The sequence below is a fragment of the Methylonatrum kenyense genome (genome assembly GCF_023195885.1).
Lineage (GTDB): Bacteria > Pseudomonadota > Gammaproteobacteria > Nitrococcales > Aquisalimonadaceae > Methylonatrum > Methylonatrum kenyense.
Genome location: NZ_JALPKO010000006.1, coordinates 61,427 through 79,983, shown reverse-complemented (window position 1 = coordinate 79,983; position 18,557 = coordinate 61,427). Strand labels below are relative to the sequence as shown.

Below are 18,557 nucleotides of genomic sequence, written 5' to 3'. Positions count from 1 at the left end.
TCACTGGCACGCCGGCAAGCGGCGCCCTACTCTTTCCAGTTGCCGACCGAAACGAGTCGCTCGTAACGCCGTTCCAGCATGCGGTCGGTTCCCTCGGCCTCGATCACGGCCAGCTGGCGACGCAATCGCGACTTGAGCGTTTCGCCCATGGCATCCACGTCCCGGTGCGCGCCTCCTAGCGGCTCTTCCAGAACCTCGTCGACGAGTCCGAGTTCCTTGAGCCTTGGTGCGGTAATGCCCATGGCCTCCGCGGCATCCTGGGCACGCTCCGCGCTTTTCCAGAGAATCGAGGCGCAGCCCTCGGGCGAAATCACGGCGTAGGTGCTGTAGCTGAGCATGTTCAGGCGATCCCCGACGCCGATGGCCAGCGCACCGCCGGAGCCACCCTCGCCGATCACGGTGCAGATCACCGGCACCTTCAGGCTTGCCATGACCTGGAGATTTCGCGCGATGGCCTCGCTCTGGCCTCGCTCCTCGGCGCCGACCCCCGGGTAAGCCCCAGGGGTGTCGATAAAGGTCAGAATCGGCAGGCCGAACCGTTCCGCGGTCTGCATCAGCCGCAGGGCCTTCCGGTAACCCTCCGGTCGCGGCATGCCGAAATTCCGTCGGATCTTCTCTCGGGTATCGCGCCCCTTCTGGTGACCGATGAGCATCACCGGCCGACCGTCGAGCCGGCCAATACCGCCGACGATCGCCGGGTCGTCGGCAAAGGCACGATCGCCATGCAGTTCGTGAAACTCGGTGACCAGCCGCTGCAGATAGTCGAGCGTGTAGGGTCGCTGCGGATGCCGCGCAAGCTGGGCGATCTGCCATGCCGTAAGGCGCCCGAAAATCTCGGCGGTAAGGCTGTCGCTCTTGTCGCGCAGGCGCTGGATTTCCTCGTGAATATTTAGATCGTTGTCATCGCCGACGAACCGAAGCTCGTCAATCTTTGCCTCCAGCTCGGCGATGGGACGTTCGAAATCGAGGAAATTCAGATTCATAGCGAGCGCCATTAAAACAATTTTCACGGTCCGTCACAGACCGCGGCCGGACGACAGGCCGTTACCGTAGCCACCCGCCCATGATCTGGCAAGCAGTCCAAGGAAACACGGATTCATTCGCGGGTCTGTGCCCTAGACCGGTTCTGGTCATCTGGCAATGCCCGAGTTCAGCGCAGGCGCACTACCAGGCCCGTGTTTACCTAGTACTCGACCCGCACCGCGTCGTCACCACCGAGTGCCGTCAGCCGCTGCAGCAATTCATCGGACGGCCGCACCCGCCAGTCATCACCAAGCCGCAGCACCGCCGAAGCCGTCTCGCCCTGGTATTCCAGCCAGACAGGACAGGCGCCATCACGAAACGGCGTCAGCGCCGAGCGCAGTGACTCTACCGCCCCATTGGCAAACGCGGGCGCGGACACGCGCATCACCAGACGGCGGGCGTAGGCCTCCCGTACCTCGCCGATATCCAGCACCCGGTCGGCATTGATGCGCCAGCCGTCGGAGAAATCGTCATAGCCCAGGTTGCCCTCCACCACCAGCAGGCGATCCTTGCTGATCAGGTGACCGAACTTGCGGTAGGCCTCGGTGAACAGGGTGACCTCGATGCGGCCGGTACGGTCATCCAGCACCAGCATGGCGATGCGATTGCCGGACTGCGTGTTGCGAACCCGCATGGACATGACCAGACCGGCGGCCACCACCCGGCGTTCATTGCCACGGCCGCCACTCTCGGCCGGCGAGGCACCGGCCACGAGTCCACTGATACGGCCGCTGACCACGCGTTCCAGCTCGGCCTCATAGCGACTGATCGGATGCCCGGTCAGATACAGGCCAAGGGTTTCCTTTTCCGCCTGCAGCCGCTCGTCGTCCTCCCACTCCGGCAACGGCTCGACGGTCGGCCCCTGCTGGGCGGCATCGCCGGCCGGTTCGGCCAGACCGAACATGTCGTTCTGACCCAGCGCCGCATCCCGGGATTGCTGCTCGGCGGCCTTCAGCGCCGGCGCGATGGTGGCCATCAGGGTGGCGCGATTCGGACCGATGGAATCCATGCAACCGGCGCGCACCAGCGCCTCCAGCACCCGCCGGTTGAGACGCCGTCCATCGAGCCGCCGGCACAGGTCATACAGGCTGCCGAACGCACCCCGGGACTCGCGTTCCTCCACCATGGCCTCGATCACACCCTGGCCGACGCCCTTGACCGCCCCCATACCGTAGATGACGGTCGATTCATCGGCGGCACGGAAGCGGAAACCGGAGCGATTCACATCCGGCGGCGCCACGGTCAGGCCCATGTCCCGGCATTCCTCAATCAGGGTGACCACCTTGTCTGTGTTGTCCATGTCCGAGGACAGCACGGCGGCCATGAACGGTGCCGGATAATGGGTTTTCAGCCAGGCAGTCTGGTAGGACAGCAGCGCATATGCCGCGGAGTGGGACTTGTTGAAGCCGTAGCCGGCGAACTTCTCCATCAGGTCGAAGATGCCCGCCGCGTGCTCCTCGCCGAGCCCGTTTTCGGTGGCACCCTTGAGGAAAATCGCCCGCTGCTTGGCCATTTCCTCCGGTTTCTTCTTGCCCATCGCGCGCCGCAGCAGGTCAGCGCCGCCAAGGGAATAGCCGGCCAACACCTGGGCGATACGCTGCACCTGCTCCTGATACAGGATCACGCCATAGGTCGGTTTCAGCACCGGTTCCAGGTCGGCGTGATGCAGCTCCGGGGTCGGATAGGCGAGCCGTGCCCGGCCCTGTTTGCGGTCGATGAAATCGTCGACCATGCCGGATTGCAGCGGCCCGGGGCGAAACAACGCGACCAGCGCGATGATGTCCTCGAAACTGTCGGGCTGCAGGCGCCGGATCAGGTCCTTCATGCCACGGGATTCCAGCTGGAATACGGCCGTTGTGCCGCAACGCTTGAGCAGTTCGAAGGTTGGCCTGTCGTCCAGCGGAATGGTGGCGATATCCAGCGCCGTCTCGCCCTGCCCGGAGCGGATCGCGTTCACCGCCTTCACGGTCCAGTCGATGATGGTCAGGGTGCGCAGGCCGAGGAAGTCGAACTTTACCAGCCCGACCTCTTCGACATCGTCCTTGTCGTACTGCGTGGTCAGCGAGGCGCCACCCGGCTCGCAGTACAGTGGCGAGAAATCGGTGAGTTCGGTGGGCGAGATCACCACCCCGCCGGCATGCTTGCCGACGTTGCGCGACAGCCCCTCGAGCTTCATCGCCAGATCGAGCAGCGTGTTGATTTCCTCGTCGTCGTCGTATTGCGCCTTGAGGTCCGGCTCCTGTTCCAGGGCCTTCTCCAGGGTCATGCCGATCTCGAAGGGAATCAGCTTGGCGATCCGGTCGACCATGCCGTAGGGATGACCCAGTACACGGCCGACGTCCCGGACCACGGCCCGGGCCGCCATGGTGCCGTGGGTCGCAATCTGCGACACCTTCTCGCGGCCGTATTTTTCCGCCACATAGTCGATCACCCGATCCCGCCCTTCCATGCAGAAGTCGATATCGAAATCCGGCATCGAGACCCGTTCCGGGTTGAGAAACCGCTCGAACAGTAGGTCGTAACGCAATGGGTCAAGGTCAGTAATGTCGAGCGAAAACGCCACCAGGGAACCGGCGCCGGAGCCACGCCCCGGGCCGACCGGGATGTCGTTCTGCTTGGCCCAGCGAATGAAGTCGGCGACGATCAGGAAGTAACCCGGGAACCCCATCTGCACGATGACGTCCAGTTCTCTCTCCAGCCGCTCGACGTAGCGTTCACGATCCACCGGCGGCGCGTCCTTCAGCGCCTGCAACTGCTGCAGACGCCGTTCCAGACCGGCCAGGGCCTCCTGCCGCAGATAATCCGCCTCGCTAAGCCCCGCCGGGATCGGAAAATCGGGCAGCACGTTCTCGCCCAGGCTGATTTCCAGATTGCAGCGTCGGGCAATCTGCACCGTGTTCTCGATCGCCTCCGGCAGATCGCTGAACAACGCCACCATCTCCTCCGGCGAACGCAGATACTGCTCCTCGCTGAACTGGCGCGGTCGGCGCGGATCGGCCAGGGTTCGGCCGTCATGGATACAGACGCGGGCCTCATGGGCCTCGAAGTCCTCGGCGGAGAGGAAGCGCACGGCATTGGTCGCGACCACCGGGGCGTCGGTCTCGGCAGCCAGCATGACGGCGGCATGGACATGTTCTTCGTCGCCGGGACGTCCGGTGCGCTGCAATTCCAGATAGTAGTCGCCGGGAAACAACTCGCACCACCAGGTCAGGCGTTCCCGAGCGGTTGCCGGATCGTCCGCCAGCAGGGCTTGGCCGACATCACCTTCGCGCCCGCCGGACAGAACGATCAGACCCTCGCGATCCTGTTCCAGCCAGTCCCGGGCCAGCAACGGTACGTCGCCATGCTGGCCCTCCAGATAACTGCGGGAAATCAGCCGCGTCAGGCTGGTATAGCCGGCAGTGGTCCTGACCAGCAGCGTGATCCGGCTGCGACCCTGCTGGCTGGCCTGGTCCTCGATCCAGAGATCGGCCCCGATCAGTGGCTTGACCCCGGCGGCAAGCGCCGTCTTGTAGAATTTGACCATGCCAAACAGATTGCACTGATCGGTCATTGCCACCGCCGGCATGCCATGCTTGGCAACGGCCTGCATCAACGGCCGAATGCGGACGATTCCGTCGACCAGTGAGAACTCGGTATGCAGATTCAGGTGGACAAAGGTCTGGTTCATGCTCGACTTCGATCTGGGCTTGCTTCATCCTTCGGCACGTTCGGGGCCGCATTTTGCATGGCTGAAATGGTCCCGGTTGAGGCCAACGCGTCGAAACAACGGCGCCACCGTGATCCACGGTATCGCGCCTCAGAGTCCGTGTCCGGCAAGTGGCCGGGCAGTGATCCGCAGCAGACCGGTACCGCCCATTGCCGACCATTCACGAGACCGCAACCGTACACCCTGGAGCGATTCTAGGCGACTCCGTCATCATCGCCGCTGGCGCCGTGATCGGCGCTGATGTGGAACTCGGTGATGGCTGCAGCGTCGGTGCCCACGCAGTGCTGGAAGGGCCGATGCAAATCGGCTCGAACAACCGGATCGGGCCACACTGCGTGCTTGGCACGCCGCCCCAGGACCGGGCGTACGAGGGTGAGCCCACGCGGCTGGAGATCGGTAACGACAATGTATTGCGCGAGTTCGTGACCATCCACCGGGCAACCACCAAGGAAAATCACGTAACCCGGCTGGGCAACGACAATTACCTGATGGCGTACAGCCATGTAGGCCATGACTGCGTGCTTGGCAATCACATCACGATGGCGAACGCCGCCACCCTGGCCGGTCACGTCAGCGTCGGTGATCATGTCAACATTGCCGGCCTGTGCGCGGTGCACCAGTTCGCCCGCATCGGCGCCTACGCCATGCTCGGCGGCGGCACCATGGCGCCGATGGATATTCCGCCCTACGCCATGGCATCCGGCAATCACGCCCGGCTGTATGGCGTCAATCGGCGCGGGCTCCAGCGTCATGGCTTCGAGGCGGACATCATTCGGCAGATCCGCACGGCATACCGGCTGCTGTTTCGAGACGGCCTGCGGCTGAACGAGGCGCTCGCCGCCATCGAAGCGAATGCGGGTCTTCAGAGCCAGCCGATCCGCGATCTGCTTGATTTCATACGAACCAGTAAACGAGGCATTACCCGATGAGCAAGTTGCGCGCAGCGGTGATCGGCGCCGGCTACCTGGGTCGTTTTCACGCCCAGAAGTATGCGGCCCTGCCCGAGTCCGATCTGGTCGCGGTGGTCGACAGGGATGGCGAACGGGCTGCCAGCGTCGCTACCGAACTTGGCTGCGAGGCGCTGACCGACCACCGGAACCTGGTCGGTCGCGTGGATGTGGTTAGCGTGGTGGTACCCACCCGACTGCACCATGCCGTGGCCCTGGACATGCTGCGCGCCGGGATCCATGTGCTGGTGGAGAAACCCATCACTGCCACGCTGGACGAGGCGCGGCAACTGGTGGACACGGCCGCCGAACGGGACTTGCGCCTGCAGGTCGGCCATCTGGAGCGCTTCAACCCCGCCGTGCAGGCACTCTCCGACCGGATCGAGACGCCGCTGTTCATCGAGTCGCACCGCCTGGCGCCGTTCAACCCGCGTGGTGCCGACGTCAGTGTGGTGCTGGATCTGATGATTCACGACATCGACATCATTCTGACCCTCGTCGGCCAGCCAGTGCAGAGAATCGATGCCAACGGCGTGCCGGTGATCTCGAACGACATCGACATTGCCAACGCACGGCTGCAATTCGAGAACGGCTGTGTCGCCAATGTCACCGCGAGCCGGGTGAGCCAGAAGAGTGAACGCAAGATGCGCCTGTTCCAGCAAAGCGGCTACATAGCGCTGGATTTCCAGGCTCGCTCGCTGGACATCCGGAGGACCGGCGACGGGGAACAGCATCCCGGCATCCCCAATATCGAATCCGAACAGGTCAGCTTCGAGGCAGGAGATGCCCTGCTGACCGAAATCGAAGCCTTTCTCGACAGCGTGCAGCAGGGTTCAAGGCCCATCGTTAGCGGCGAGGATGGGCTGCAGGCCCTGCAGACGGCCATGGAGATCGGCCGCCTGCTGCGCAGCAATCCGATGCTGGACAGGATCATGGCCAGCGCTGACACGCGAATGAGATAAGGAAACGCTGATTTATTCCCGCGCCTGCGCCCGAGACCGGTTTTGGTCATCTGGCAAGGCGCGGTGCCGGTTCGGTAGCTTGAGCTACCGGGCCGGTGGCGCAACGCCGCCAGGGGCCAAAACCGGCCGGGCCCTTCGGGTTGGGCCGCATTTTTCCCGATTGCTGTGTTGCGCTGCGTGACCGCAGAATGACTGCGGCGCTGCGCAGCGCGCCTTGCCTCGGAAAAAATGCGGACTCCAACGCAGACGCGGGAGTAAATCAGCGTTTCCTTAATGAATTAACGTCTTCCCGAGGACCAATCAGATGATTCCAATGGTGGATCTCACCGCACAATACCCGCTCATCCGCGAGGAAATCGAACGCGAATTGTCGAAGGTGCTGGACGGCGCCCAGTTCATTCTTGGGCCGAATGTCCAGGCCTTCGAGCAGGAAACGGCCGATTATCTGGGCGTGAAGCACGCCGTGGCCTGCGCCTCCGGCACCGACGCCTTGCACCTGGCGCTGCGTGCCGCCGGCATAGGTGCCGGTGACGAGGTCATCACCAGTCCCTTCACGTTTATTGCAACCGCCGAGGCGATCCGATACGTCGGCGCGACACCGGTTTTCGTGGATATCGAGCCGGACACCATGAATCTCGATCCGGATCTGGTGCGGCAGGCGATCACCGAACGCACACGCGCGATCCTGCCGGTCCACCTGTTCGGCCACCCTGCCGAGATCACGCCATTGCAGCAACTGGCCTACGACAACGGCCTGCTGCTGATTGAGGACTGCGCACAGTCCTTCGGCGCGACGGTCGATGGCGTGCAGACCGGGGCCTTCGGGATCGCCGGTTGCCACAGCTTCTTCCCCAGCAAGAACCTTGGCTGCTACGGCGATGGGGGGCTGGTATCAACCAACTCGGATGCCATTGCCGAGGAATTGAAGGTCTACCGGAATCACGGCAGCCGCGAGCGCTATTACCACCACGTGATCGGTTACAACAGCCGCCTGGACGAAATGCAGGCGGTGATCCTGCGCGCCAAACTCCGGCACATCGACAGTTTCAATGCCGGTCGTCGTCGTGCCGCGCACGCCTATTCGGAGGCTCTCGGCGAACTGCCGGGCGTCGTGGTGCCGTCGGAGCGACCCGGCATGCAGCACGTCTATCATCAATACACGCTGCTTTCCGACCGCCGCGACACCATCCTGGCGGCCCTGCGCGAAAAGCAGATCGGTTGTGCGGTCTACTATCCGGTTCCCCTGCACCAGCAGGAGGTGTTCAAGGAAGACTGCAAGGGCCAGATGCTGTCGGTCACGGAGGACATCGCCCGCCGCTGCATGTCGCTGCCGATATTCCCGGAACTCAACGACGCGCAGATCGACGAAGTGACGTCAACGGTTAAAAGTGTTTTTTAACCCTCTCTTGCGTTTAACGTTTTACGTTTAAGGTTTTACGTTCCGCTGTCCCTGAACTAGATCGCGGACGGGGCGAAAGGATCGGCGGTGTTCGGCCAGTGGACCAAGTCGCTGGAGGGCATCGAGATGCTGGGCCGTGGGATAGCCGCGATGGCGGTCGAAGCCGTAGTCGGGATGAAACGTGTGCAGGGTGTCCATCTGCGCGTCCCGGTGAACCTTTGCCAGTATTGACGCCGCGCCGATGGCCGGTTCGCTGGCGTCACCGCCGACGATCGCACGCGCAGGACAGGACAGGCCGTCCGGGCAACGATTACCATCCACAAGGACCGATTCCGCAGCCGGTGACAAGGTGCCCACGGCACGGCGCATGGCAAGCATCGAGGCATGCAGGATATTCAGTTGGTCGACCTCCGCGGCGCTCGCCTCGGCAATGCTCCAGGCAATGGCCCGATCACGAATTTCGGCCGCCAGCACGTCCCGCCGCCGGGCGCTGAGCTTTTTCGAATCGGTCAGCCCGTTGATCGGCTTTCGCGGATCCAGAATCACGGCTGCCGCTACCACGGCGCCAACCAGCGGCCCGCGTCCGACCTCGTCAACCCCGGCGCATAGCGCTGGTCCATCCGAAGCCGGCCACAGTTCGATCTGGCTCATCCGCGCTGCTCCATCAGTCGCGCCACGGCCAACACGGCCTGCCGGTTGGCATCCTGTTTCATTATCGCGTCCGGGGCGCGGAACCGCGATGCCTTCGAAACGTGCATTCGGCTACACACGGGGAAACGCGGGCATCAAACCCGCGCCGAGCAGTTCCCCGGACACTTCCCCAGCAACCTGCCCCGATCAGGGTAGCCACTTCTCCACCAGGTCCCGGTTCTCCTCGACCCACTGCCTGGCGTTGTCATACGGATCGCCACCCTCGGCGTTCATGACCATCAACTCGGCCATCTGCTCGGCCTCCCAATAGAAGTTGTCGAGGATCTGGTAGGCCGTGGGGTGGTCCTCCTCCAGCCCTTGGCGCACGATGGTATGGATCTGCTCGTCACCACCGTAGACCCCGTTGGGATCGTCCAGATACTTGAGGTCCCAGCGCCCCTCCTTCCAATGCGGGGTCCACCCGGTGACGATCACCCACTCCTCGTTGCGGATGGCGTCACGCAGGGCTGCGGTCATGGTGGCGTCGGACCCGTCCATCAGCCGCAAGTCCGTCAGTCCGTACTCCTCAATGGCCTGCTCGGTGGTGCTCATGATGCCGGCACCCGGATCGATGCCAATGATCCGGCCATTGAAGCGGTCCGCGTGTTCGTTCAGCTCCTCGATGGAGTCGATCCCCACGTAGTCCGGCACCACCAGACCGATCCGGGTGCCGTCCAGGTTGGGTCCGAGATCCACGATGCGATCCTCGGTCTGCTCCAGGTAGCTGGCGTGGGTGGTGGGCAGCCAGGCCGCCACCATGGCGTCCTGGTCTCCACTCGCCACCGCCTGCCACATGGCCGCGGCACTCACCGACGTGGTCCGCACGTCGTATCCCGCCTCCTCGAGGACCACGCGCACCACTTTTGTGCTCGCCACTTCACTATCCCACTCCACGTAGGCCAGGTTGATACGACCCTCGGCGGCCGCGGATAGCGAGGTGACCAGCAGAGCACCTGCCGCGGCAGCGGTGAACAAACTGCTTACAGGGGTTTTCATAGCGAGACACTCCTCCTGCTGCTTAGGTTTGGCGACGTTGACCGATTTTCTGCGTGATGCGGTCGAGAATCATGGCCAGGATGACGATGGCGATACCCGCCTCGAACCCGTTTCCCGACTGCAGACGCTGAATGGCGCGCCAGACCTCGCCGCCCAGCCCGCCGGCTCCGATCATGGCGGCGATGACCACCATCGACAGTGCAAGCATGATGGTCTGATTGATGCCCGCCATGATAGTGGGCACGGCCAGCGGCAACTGCACCTTGAATAGCTTTTGCGAACGCGTCGCGCCGAAGGCATCCGCGGCCTCTACAAGTTCAGCGGGTACCTGCCGTATACCCAGTGTAGTCAGGCGAATCGCCGGTGGCATGGAAAAGATGACCGTGGCAAACATGGCCGATACCGGCCCCAGGCCAAAAAAGGGCACCGCTGGGATCAGGTAGACGAAGGCGGGCATGGTCTGCATGAAGTCGAGCATCGGCGTCATGACCCGGTGCGCGCGGCCGGACAACCCGCCCAGGATGCCGATGGGCAGTCCGATGGCCACCGCCACGGTGGTGGCGAACAACACCAACGTGAGTGTCTCCATCGTGGCCCCCCAGAGCTGGAGGTTCCACAGCAGGGCCAGCCCGGCGGCGCTGCCGATGGCCACGCGCCGTCCCGCCAGCAGCCAGGCCAGCGCGGCCAGCGCCAGGATGACCACCCAGGGTGGGGGGTAGGTCAACAGCCCAACCGCCAGGTCCACACCCTCGCCCACGAAGCGACTGATGGCACGGGTCACCAGGGCGAAGCGGTCGGTCAACCAGTCCAGGCCGGTATCGATCCACTCGGCCAACGGGATTTTGCCGATGATTGGAAACTCCTGACTCACGATACCTACCCCTTTTGCCGCTTCCCGCCGGTGTCCGTGGCCTCCGCACCATCGGCCGCACCCGCTCCGTCTGTGCTCTCCTCCCCGCCGTGGCCCGGGTGTTCTGGCAGCACGTCGCCCTGCTGCGTCTCGGCCAATGCGGAAAGCACGTTGCTCTTGACCACGGTACCCAGCAGCTTTTCCTTTTCATCCACGACTGCCAGGGGTATACGACTCCCTGCCAACCGGGCAATCAATTCCGCCAGGGGGGCATCCTCGCGCACCTTGTGGAAGTCGGTATCGAGGATATACGCAAGATTCTTGTCACCCCGCTTGATCGCCGCGTCGCAGTCATCGGCCCAGACCACGCCCTTGACCCGGAAGTCCCGCGAGGTGACGAATACGCTGTAGAAGCTCTCCTCGCGCATCTTATGCAACGCCGTGCGCGGGCCATCGGTCTCAAAGGCCACTGCCCTGATCTTACCCATGACGCTCCCGGCGGTGAGCACCTGGGATTTGTCCACATCCTCGACGAAACGCTGGACGTAGCGCGAGGCCGGGTGGCTGAGGATCTCCTCGGGGGTACCGATCTGAACCACCGCCCCGGATTTCATCAAGACGATCCGGTCACCGAGCTTCAGCGCCTCGTCCAGGTCGTGGGTGACGAACAGGATGGTCTTGTGCATCCGCGACTGCAGATCGAGCAGTTCATCCTGCATATCCCGCCGGATGAGGGGGTCCAGTGCACTGAAGGCCTCGTCCATGAGCAAGATGTCCGGATCCACCGCCAACGCACGGGCCAGCCCCACGCGTTGCTGCATTCCGCCGGACAGTTGTCTGGGATACGCCTCCTCCCAGCCCTTCAGGCCAACGAGCTCGAGCGCCTTGCGGGCCTCCGCCACCCGTACTTCCTCAGCCACACCGCGGATCTCCAGCCCGAAGCCCACATTGTCGAGGATCGTGCGGTTGGGCAGCAGGGCGAAATTCTGGAACACCATGCCGAACTTACGCCGCCGCAGCTCAAACAGCTTCTCGGCGCTGAACTGGAGGATGTCTTCGCCATCCACCTCGACGATACCGGCGGTGGACTCGATGAGCCGATTGACACAACGGATCAGAGTGGATTTGCCGCTACCGGACAGGCCCATGATCACCAGGATCTCGCCCTCGTCCACGTCGAAGGAGACATCGTCCAGCCCCACCGTCATCCCGGTGCGCTCGTGGATCTCCTCCCCGGAAAGGCCCTTGCGGAGCATCTTGAGGCCCTGGTCAGGGTATTCGCCGAATATCTTGGTGAGATTGCGTACCTTGATCCTACGCAAGCGTGCAGACCCTGTAGCTGTGGGATCGCGTCCGCAGCAACGGACACCGTTTAAATGGTAGGTGATGGATCTGAAGCTTGGCAAACAAGGGCAGCGCAGAATCCCTGAAGAAACTCTGGTCAGGAAAGCGGAACTCAGCCGCCGTCACCCACATTTCAATCTGGCTCATCCGCGCTGCTCCAGCAGCCGCGCCACGGCAAGTGCAGCCTGTCGGTTGGCATCCTGTTTCATCATCGCGTGCAGGGCGCGGAAACGCGTGATGAGTTCCTCCCGCTGGCTGCGATCATCGAGCAGGGCAAGCATGGCCGGGCCCAGGTTGGCGACGGTGGCCTGCTCCTGCGCGAATTCGTCCACCAGGCGTTCACCAGCTATCAGGTTGGGCATGGCGATGAACGGCACCTTGATCAGCCGCCTGGCGAGCCAGCCGGTCACCGGCGTTACCTTGTAGGCTACGACCATCGGCCGTTGGTGCAACAGGGTTTCCAGCGTCGCGGTCCCCGAGGCCACAAGCACGGCATTCGCCGCGGTCATGCAGTCCCGCGCCCTGCCATCGTAGAGCGTGACCGGCAGGTCGGCGGCGTGTTCTTGCAGCAGACCTTCCAGATAAACGCGGATTCGCGGCGTAGCACAGGGCACGATGAACCGGATATCGTCGCGGCGGGCGCCAAGCCATTCCACGGTGTCGAGAAACACCGGACCGAGTAGCGATACCTCACTCATCCGGCTACCCGGCAGCAGGGCCGTTATCAATGCCGGTGACGGCGGCAGATCCATTGCGTTCCGCGCGGCCTCGCGATCCGGTTGCAGCGGGATCTCGTCGGCCAGCGGATGCCCGACAAATGTCACCGGCACATCATGCCTGCGGAAGAATTCAGCCTCGAACGGAAAGATGCTGAGCATCAAGTCCACCGAGCGACGGATGGTCCGGACGCGGCCCTGCCGCCAGGCCCAGACCGTCGGGCTGACATAGTGGACCGTCGGAATCCCCGCCGCACGCAGACTGCGCTCCAGGCCCAGGTTGAAGTCAGGGGCGTCGATACCGATGAACAGGTCCGGGGGGTCGGCGAGGAAATGCCGCCGCAGCCAGCGGCGGATCCCGAGCAGGCGCGGCAGGTGGCGCAACACCTCCAGCAGGCCCATCACTGATAGCGACTCCAGCGGGTAGTGGCTGTGCATGCCTTCGGCCAGCATCCGATCGCCACCGATACCCTCGAACCGGGCATTCGGAAACAACTGGCGGAGCTCGCGCATGAGACCCGCGCCGAGCAGGTCACCCGACAACTCCCCGGCGACGATACCGATGTGCAGCGACCGGGAATCGGCGAGTGCCTTACCGGATGCGGGGTCAGGAGGCATGCGGCCTGCCCTAGCGAACGAGGCCGCGCTTTGCCGACGCGATGAACTCCAGCAGTTCGCCGACGGCAGCGCAGTCCCTGGCCAATGGCTGAATCTCGTCGATCGCCTGCTCGAGACGCAATCCGGATTTATAAAGCGTCCGGTACGCACGGCGCAGGATCTGGATATCCGGCGGTTCGAAACCGCGGCGGCGCAGCCCCTCGGCGTTGACCCCGTGGGGCACGGCAGGATTTCCGGAAACGGTAATGAACGGCGGTACATCCTGCTTGATCGTACTGCCCATGGCGGTGAAGGCATGGGCGCCGATATTGCAGAACTGGTGCACCAGGCTGAAGCCGCCAAGGATGGCATCATCACCCACCAGCACGTGCCCCGCCAGCGATGAGCCGTTGGCAAACACCGTGCGGTCGCCGATCACGCAATCGTGCGCGACGTGGACATAGGCCATGATCCAGTTATCGTTGCCGATGCTGGTCAGCCCACGGTCCTGCACGGTGCCGCGATTGATGGTCACGAATTCGCGGATGGTATTGCGATCCCCGATCTCCAGACCGGTTTTTTCACCCTTGAACTTCTTGTCCTGGGGCTCGTCGCCGATCGAGGCGTACTGGAAGATACGATTCTGGCGGCCTATCCGCGTCGGTCCCCGCAACGTCACGTGCGGGCCAATGGTCGTACCCGAGGCGATCTCGACGTCCGGACCGATGATCGTGAACGGACCAACGGAGACATCGTCGGCAAGACTCGCAGCCGGATCGATAATAGCGGTTGGATGGATCAAGCCGCCACATCCCGCATCGTGCACATGATTTCAGCCTCGGCAACCAACTGCCCATCGACCGAGGCGCGGGCATCGAATACCCAGATTCCCCGCCGGCGGCGGGCGATCCGGCTTTCCAGACGAACCTGGTCACCCGGTTCGACGGGACGCTTGAACCGTGCGTTATCCACTCCCACCAGGTAAAAGATGGTGCTGCCGGGAGCCTCACCTTCGGTGGCGAAGGCCAGTAGTCCGCAGGCCTGGGCCATGGCTTCGAGAATCAGCACCCCGGGCATCACCGGCCGGATCGGAAAATGGCCCTGGAAGAATGGCTCGTTGATCGTGACGTTCTTGATCGCGGCCAGGGACTCGCCGGGGTTGGATTCCACCACCCGATCAACCAGCAGGAACGGATACCGATGCGGGAGATGGTTGAGGATCTGTTGAATATCCATGAATTCGCTTCTTGTTGTTCCGACTCAGGATTCGGATGAATCCCTCTGCTCGTCACCCCGTGCCGCCAGCTGCTGTTCCAGTTGCCTGAGTCGCTTGGCCATGGCATCCAGTTGATGGAAGCGCGCCGCATTCCGCCGCCATTGACGGTTGGGTTCCACACCGGTACCCGAGGAATAAAGGCCCGGCTCGTTAAGGCTCTTGGTGACCTGCGTCATCCCGGTAATCTGGACACCGTCGGCAATACTGATATGTCCTGCCATACCAACAGCGCCACCAATGGCGCAGTGGCGCCCGATACGTGTGCTGCCGGCGATGCCGGAGCAGGCAACCACAATGGTGTGTTCCCCGATTTCAACGTTGTGCCCGATCTGGACCAGATTATCCAGCTTGACCCCATTGCCGATCAGCGTGTCACCAATCGCGCCTCGGTCAATCGTGGTATTGCAGCCCACATCGACATCATTGCCGAGGCGCACCACGCCGACCTGCGGTACCTTGCTCCAGCGGCCCTCGTCGTTGGCATAGCCAAAGCCGTCCGCGCCGATCACCGCTCCCGGATGCAGCAGGCAACGCTGACCGATGATGCAGCCGTCCCAAACCGTAACCCGGGCAACCAGCCGACTGCCACGCCCGACCTGCACGCCTTTACCCAGAATCGACCCGGGCCCGACGATGACATCATCCGCCAGCCGGCAACCGGCATCCACCGAGGCATGGGGGCCGATACTGACGTTTCTGCCCAGACGGGCTTCGGGATGAACCCAGGCTGTTGGATGCACCTGGCCATCACCGTCCGGCGGCGGATGCACGATGGACGCGGCGCGTGCGAACGCATAGTGCGGATTCTTTGAAAGCAGCACCGGCACCGGACTTGAATCCGCCATGTCGGGATGCAAAACGACGATCCCGGCACGTGTCTGTTCCAGGTGCTTGCGGTGCTTCGGATCAGCGAGAAAACTCAGGGACCGGGGATCCGCGTCCCCCAATGAAGCGACATGATCCACGATGACCGAGCCATCGCCACGGAATGTCAGCCCCAGGGCATTCGCCAATCCTTCGAGTGTGGTCTGCGCCACGCGTTCTCCTCGCTATGTCCGTATCGCAACTTCTGAAGTCGTTGACGCGCACGACCGATGCCCCGTCAGGATCCGGACTCATCCAGGTCCTGTCGCAGCCTTTCCAGAACGTCTTCCGTGAGGTCCACCTTGTCACTGGCGAAAATGACGCCTTCACTGACAATCAGATCAAACCCCCGCTCTTCGGCCAGGTCATTGATGGTATCGACGATGCGCCGTTGCAGGCGTCCCAGTTCCTCGTTGCGGCGCAGGTTGAAGTCTTCGCGGAACTCCTCCTGCGCCTGTCGCAGTTCCCGCTTGCGGGCAACGACATCGCGCTGTAGCCGGCGTTGTTCCTCTTCATCCATCAGCGCCCCATCCCTGGAGAGTTGTTCCTCCAGGCGCCGGATCTCCGATTGCTCCTCTGCAATCTCCCGGTCACGCGGCGAGAACTCGCGCTCCAGGCTGGCGCGGGCCTCCTCGGCCTGGGGCGCCTCGGCAGAGACACGGGCGGCGTTGACGAAGCCGATGCGACTCTCCGCAGCGGCGCTCACTGAAGACAGCAGACCAACAACTACCAAAGCGAGGACCGAGAATCGAGTCGTCGCCTTCAAGCAACGCGCGATTGTGAGGCACGTCTCACGATGTCGCCGGTCAGGGTCCATAAGCGTCCGCGAAACGGGCCTAGAAGAAGGAGCCAAGCGTGAACTGGAAGCGATCGATATCGTCTCCGCTCTTGTTATTTAACGGGTTGGCCCAACTCATTGTCAACGCGCCCAGCGGCGAATTCCAGGTGAACCCGACACCGGCCGAGTAGCGCACCTCATTGAAATCAATCGAGCTGTCCGCACGCAGGTCGTAGACCTGGCCACCATCGACGAAGGTCGAGAACCGCACCGATGGTGTGTCCATGAACGGCAGCATGAAGAAATACTCGATGCTCGCGTTGAGGCGGAAATTGCCGCCGGCCGGGCGGTCGTTCTCCGGGTAGCGTGGACCCAGGGAGCTGATCCGGTAACCACGCACCGAACCGATACCGCCGGTGAAGTAATTCTCGAAGAATGGCAGCTCACTGGTATTGCCGTAGCCCTCGCCGTAACTCACCCGGCCAAGCAGGGACAGCGAGCTGGTTTCGGTGATCGGCAGGAAGCGGCGATTGCGGTAGTTCAGCTTGTAGTACTGCAGGTCGCTGCCCGGGGTGGTGGCCTCGGCGCCCAGGGTCTGGCTGCCACCCCGGCTCGGGAAGATCATCCGATCCGTGGTGATCCGGTTCCAGCTCAGGCCTACCGTGTAGTTGAAATAGTTGTTGCCGAAATCATCCTCGAAGTCGCGCAGGCGTTGCGGCGTGTCGTCATCGTCACGAATCCGGAGCGCGATGTCCTCGATGCCGAAGTCCACCCGGACCTCGTCTTCCTCGTTCAGCGGCACACCGAAGCCGACCTGCAGCGCACCGGTGCGCAGATTGAAATCGGACAGTCGCTGGCGCGCAAAATCTGTTTCCCGGTAAAGGCCCGAGAACGACCGGGACACGCCGTCCACCGTGTGGTAGCGCTCGGTGTAGGTCAACTGGTACAGCCGCGCAAACCGGCTGTTGTTGGCTGCGATTACTGCACGGTCCCCGGTACCCAGCACGTTGTCCTGAGCCACCGAGAAGTTCAGCAGGACACCCTGCCCGCTGCCGTAGCCGATACCTGCCTGCAGGCTGCCGGACAGGCCTTCCTCGACATTGAAGTTCACATCCACCTGGTCGGTTTCACCGGGCACCTGGGGCGTCTCAACGTCGACACGGTCGAAAAAGCCCAAACGGTTCAAGCGGGTGCGCGAGAGTTCGACGCGTTCACTGCTGTACCAGCCGCCCTCCATTTGCCGGATTTCCCGCCGGATCACCTCGTCGTCGGTGCGGAAATTCCCGGAAATGTTGACCCGGCGCACATACGCCCGCTGGCCCGGGTCAACGAAATAGGTCAGATTGACGCGCCGGTTCTCACGGTCGACCTCGGGCACGGCATTGACGTTGGCGAAGGCATAGCCCTCGACGCCCAGACGATCACGCACCGCATTGGACCCGGCCGTGATGTCGGCATCGGAAAACACCTGGCCTTCCTGGATATCGATCAACTCACGCAACTCGTCTTCGGACACGATGTAATCACCGGCGAGGCGAACCTCGCCAATCTCGTACTGGGGACCTTCCGAGATGTTGACCGTGATGTAAATGCCGCTGCGGTCGGGGGTCAGCGCAACCTGGGTCGAGCTGATGGAGAAATCCGCATAGCCGCGGTTCAGATAATGACTGCGCAGGGTTTCGAGATCGCCGCCAAGGCTTTCCCGCGAATAGCGATCACGCCGGGAAAACGGCACATACCAGGGCTTGGGCCCCAGATCGAACAAGCGGTTGAGTTCCCGGTCACTGAATGACTCGTTACCGACGAAATTGATTTCCTGGATCCGCGCGATGTCGCCCTCGTCGATATCGATGCGGATGCCGACCCGGTTGCGTGCCAGCGGCGAGACCGTGCTGGAAATGTTGACGTTGTAATGGCCGCGACCGAAATACTGCCGCTCCAGTTCGCGCTCCAGATTCTCCAGCAACGAGCGGTTGAAGGTTTCGCCTTCCGAAAGGCCGATGTCCCGCAGCGCCTCGTTAAGCGGGTCGCTGGGGATATTGTCATTACCGAAAATTTCCACCCGGGCAATGGCCGGCCGCTCGACCACGTTGACCACCAGCACGTCACCATCGCGCTCCAGCGACACGTCCTGGAAAAAACCGGTCTGGTACAGGGAGCGAATCGCGTCCGCCGCCGTCTGCTGATCGATACGGTCGTCGACGTCGACCGGCAGATAGTTGAACACCGTGCCGGGTGAGATGCGACGCAGACCTTCAACACGAATATCGGATGCCACGAACGGCTCGGAGACCTCGGCATGGGCCATGGTGCTGGCCGCCAGACCAAGGACGGTAGCTAGAATGAATTTGCGCATAGGGGCAGTCGTCAGCCTGTCATGTTGTCCCCGCGTTCAGACGACGTCCC

Annotated in this window: 15 protein-coding genes; 3 read left to right on the top strand and 12 right to left on the bottom strand. The window is 62.9% G+C overall.

Annotated elements, in window-relative coordinates; all coding sequences use genetic code 11:
• Positions 1 to 26: 26 nt before the first annotated feature.
• Positions 27 to 983 carry an acetyl-CoA carboxylase carboxyl transferase subunit alpha gene (gene accA / locus M0534_RS08650; RefSeq protein WP_248568031.1) on the bottom strand — a complete coding sequence of 319 codons (957 nt, stop codon included), beginning with the start codon at positions 981 to 983 and terminating at the stop codon, positions 27 to 29.
• Between the two features lie 200 nt (positions 984 to 1,183).
• A complete protein-coding gene (gene dnaE / locus M0534_RS08645; protein ID WP_248568030.1) occupies positions 1,184 to 4,693 on the bottom strand; it encodes a DNA polymerase III subunit alpha in 3,510 nt (1,169 codons plus the stop codon).
• Between the two features lie 188 nt (positions 4,694 to 4,881).
• Here dnaE and lpxA (M0534_RS08640) point away from each other — a divergent pair, with 188 nt between their 5' ends.
• The 3 genes from lpxA (M0534_RS08640) to M0534_RS08630 all read left to right on the top strand — a co-directional run bounded on the left by lpxA (M0534_RS08640) (position 4,882) and on the right by M0534_RS08630 (position 8,040).
• Positions 4,882 to 5,661 carry an acyl-ACP--UDP-N-acetylglucosamine O-acyltransferase gene (lpxA, locus tag M0534_RS08640; RefSeq protein WP_248568029.1) on the top strand — a complete coding sequence of 260 codons (780 nt, stop codon included), beginning with the start codon at positions 4,882 to 4,884 and terminating at the stop codon, positions 5,659 to 5,661.
• Positions 5,658 to 6,641 carry a Gfo/Idh/MocA family protein gene (locus M0534_RS08635; protein ID WP_248568028.1) on the top strand — a complete coding sequence of 328 codons (984 nt, stop codon included), beginning with the start codon at positions 5,658 to 5,660 and terminating at the stop codon, positions 6,639 to 6,641. The genes lpxA (M0534_RS08640) and M0534_RS08635 overlap by 4 nt, the downstream gene beginning before the upstream one ends.
• 304 nt (positions 6,642 to 6,945) lie before the next feature.
• Positions 6,946 to 8,040: a DegT/DnrJ/EryC1/StrS family aminotransferase gene (locus M0534_RS08630; RefSeq protein WP_248568027.1), complete on the top strand. Its 1,095-nt coding sequence runs from the start codon at positions 6,946 to 6,948 to the stop codon at positions 8,038 to 8,040.
• 27 nt (positions 8,041 to 8,067) lie between these two features.
• Here the strand turns inward: M0534_RS08630 and rnhB are convergent, their stop codons facing one another.
• From rnhB to bamA, 10 genes are all read right to left on the bottom strand, one after another.
• Entirely contained in the window at positions 8,068 to 8,691 is a 624-nt protein-coding gene (rnhB, locus tag M0534_RS08625; RefSeq protein ID WP_248568026.1) for a ribonuclease HII, read from the bottom strand.
• 186 nt (positions 8,692 to 8,877) lie between these two features.
• Complete coding sequence (locus tag M0534_RS08620) at positions 8,878 to 9,726, bottom strand: glycine betaine ABC transporter substrate-binding protein (RefSeq protein ID WP_248568025.1); 849 nt, start codon at positions 9,724 to 9,726, stop codon at positions 8,878 to 8,880.
• Positions 9,727 to 9,748: 22 nt separating this feature from the next.
• The gene (locus M0534_RS08615) at positions 9,749 to 10,597 is read right to left on the bottom strand and encodes an ABC transporter permease (RefSeq protein ID WP_248568024.1); all 849 of its coding nucleotides are present in this window, start codon (positions 10,595 to 10,597) and stop codon (positions 9,749 to 9,751) included.
• A 5-nt stretch (positions 10,598 to 10,602) separates the two neighbouring features.
• Entirely contained in the window at positions 10,603 to 11,898 is a 1,296-nt protein-coding gene (locus M0534_RS08610) for a quaternary amine ABC transporter ATP-binding protein (protein ID WP_248568023.1), read from the bottom strand.
• A 165-nt stretch (positions 11,899 to 12,063) separates the two neighbouring features.
• Entirely contained in the window at positions 12,064 to 13,254 is a 1,191-nt protein-coding gene (gene lpxB, locus M0534_RS08605; RefSeq protein WP_248568022.1) for a lipid-A-disaccharide synthase, read from the bottom strand.
• A gap of 10 nt (positions 13,255 to 13,264) precedes the next feature.
• Positions 13,265 to 14,035 carry an acyl-ACP--UDP-N-acetylglucosamine O-acyltransferase gene (gene lpxA, locus M0534_RS08600; RefSeq protein WP_248568021.1) on the bottom strand — a complete coding sequence of 257 codons (771 nt, stop codon included), beginning with the start codon at positions 14,033 to 14,035 and terminating at the stop codon, positions 13,265 to 13,267.
• Positions 14,032 to 14,469: a 3-hydroxyacyl-ACP dehydratase FabZ gene (gene fabZ / locus M0534_RS08595; protein WP_248568020.1), complete on the bottom strand. Its 438-nt coding sequence runs from the start codon at positions 14,467 to 14,469 to the stop codon at positions 14,032 to 14,034. Before fabZ ends, lpxA (M0534_RS08600) begins: the two co-directional genes overlap by 4 nt.
• A gap of 24 nt (positions 14,470 to 14,493) precedes the next feature.
• The gene (gene lpxD, locus M0534_RS08590) at positions 14,494 to 15,546 is read right to left on the bottom strand and encodes a UDP-3-O-(3-hydroxymyristoyl)glucosamine N-acyltransferase (protein ID WP_248568019.1); all 1,053 of its coding nucleotides are present in this window, start codon (positions 15,544 to 15,546) and stop codon (positions 14,494 to 14,496) included.
• A 65-nt stretch (positions 15,547 to 15,611) separates the two neighbouring features.
• Positions 15,612 to 16,079 (bottom strand): OmpH/Skp family outer membrane protein, encoded by a 468-nt coding sequence (locus M0534_RS08585; RefSeq protein ID WP_248568018.1) that lies wholly within the window; start codon positions 16,077 to 16,079, stop codon positions 15,612 to 15,614.
• Positions 16,080 to 16,209: 130 nt separating this feature from the next.
• Entirely contained in the window at positions 16,210 to 18,507 is a 2,298-nt protein-coding gene (gene bamA, locus M0534_RS08580; protein WP_248568017.1) for an outer membrane protein assembly factor BamA, read from the bottom strand.
• Positions 18,508 to 18,557: the final 50 nt, after the last annotated feature.